At 38.2% G+C, this 1798-nt stretch carries 1 protein-coding gene; it reads left to right on the top strand.

Going from position 1 to position 1798, the window contains the following annotated elements; all coding sequences use genetic code 11:
• The first annotated feature begins 113 nt into the window (after nucleotides 1–113).
• Entirely contained in the window at nucleotides 114–1700 is a 1587-nt protein-coding gene (locus tag ACYQ4S_RS11805; protein WP_344913871.1) for a transposase, read from the top strand.
• Nucleotides 1701–1798 lie beyond the last annotated feature (98 nt).

Raw genomic sequence — 1798 nt, 5'->3', positions numbered from 1 at the left:
ATGGTTAGGGTGTCAAAACCTAACCGGTTTACTACTTTTCCTTGTTAACAGTGCGATTTTGCCCGCTCTTTTGGTATAATAGACGTATCAAAATGCTGACGGAGGGTGCTATCATGTCGTTTAAACCAAATAATAAAAACGAAATGGATTTATTTAATGATTCTTACATTCAGACTTCTGAACGAACAAAAAAATGGATAAAAAATTCATGGGCAGAACCCTTTGCCCAACTAATTTTTCCGGCTATCAATGAAAAGCGCTTTGAAATCCTTTATCACGAAGAGAATGGTCGTCCGAATACACCGATTAACTATATTCTAGGTGCACTTATTCTGAAAGAAATTCTTTCTTTGACGGATGAGGATTTAAAACTTCGTTGCCATACAGACATTGCGATTCATCATGCCCTTCATTCAACCAGCTGGGATGACCAACCCGTTAGCGATCGAACGTTTAGTCGTTTCAGAGAACGGTGTTACCTGTATGAATTAGAAACAGGCATTGATCTGATTCAAGCAGAAATGGAAGCTTTGTCCGATAAACTTATGGAGTATTTCGAAATCAACCCAACGAAAAAGCGAATGGACAGTCTAATGATTGCTTCCAACACGCGAAATCTGTCTCGACTCGAATTACTTTATACGTGTATCGAAAGAGTCGTCCGTAAAATAGAAACACTATATCCCTCTTTTGAATTGAGTGCGTACCAACAGTACCTCGATTCATATCATGAGAATGAGTTTATTTACCATAGTGATCAACCGTATGATGAAAAATTACAAGTCATCCTTTTGGATGCTTTTGGATTGAAAGAAACATTTGAATCCACATTAAAAGAGGACACAGACTTTCATCTTCTTTGTCGTGTCATCAATGATCAAACAACAACAGATGAGGATGGGACTATTTCTCTAAAAAAGGGGAAAGAGATCAGTCCCACAAGTCTTCAAACACCGATTGAACCAGAGGCCACTTATCGTTATAAATCTGGGAAACATCACAAAGGTTATGTCGCAAATATTGTAGAAACGGTTGATGAAAATCTTTCCTTCATCACGCACTATTCTTTTGATGCGAATATACAAAGTGATGTTCATTTTGCCTATGAAGCGATTGAAAAATTGGGTAAACAAGAAGAACCAACAGTTCTTGTATCTGATGGTGCCTATGATTCTGAAGACGCAAGAATCTTGGGTAAAACCAATGGGATTGATCTCGTAACTACCGAATTAAAAGGACGCTCACCGAATCCTGCTTACGCAGGCATTATCATCGATGAAGAAAAGAATATGGTCGAACTTCCCGATGGGTTAAAAGCCCAATCGGTTAGTTATTATGAGAAAACAGACATGTATCGAGCGGTCTTTGATAAAGCGGACTGTTCCTCAGCCTCAGATAACCAAGAAGCCTATGGCATGATGAAAGAACAAAAGAAAACAAACGTCTTAATGATTTCACCAAGGATGATTCAGCGAGCCAATCAAGCAAAACAGATGAAGACGAAAGAATTCCTCAAATATACTTATTTTAGAAACGGAGTAGAAGGCATTCCTTCTGTTCTTCGACGCGCTTACGATATCGACCGAATTCCATTCAGGGGACGAGTGCGTAAAAAACACAGTCTTGGGATAAAAATAATGGCAATAAACGCTAAAAGAGCCATCAAACACCAACACAATCAGGAAAAAGTGATGGCATAAAGAGGAGTCCCTCTTTTATTTTTTAAAACTGTATACTTTTGAGCATTTCAAGTTGATTAAGTGCTTAAAATTATGGGGTTTTGACACCATAATCATAC

The organism is Alkalibacterium sp. s-m-28 (assembly GCF_054658175.1).
This window is presented reverse-complemented; position numbering and strand designations above follow the sequence as displayed.

Excerpts from the sequence above, each read along its gene's own strand:
- ACYQ4S_RS11805 (WP_344913871.1), top strand. The coding sequence starts at position 114 with ATGTCGTTTAAACCAAATAATAAAAACGAAATGGATTTATTTAATGAT.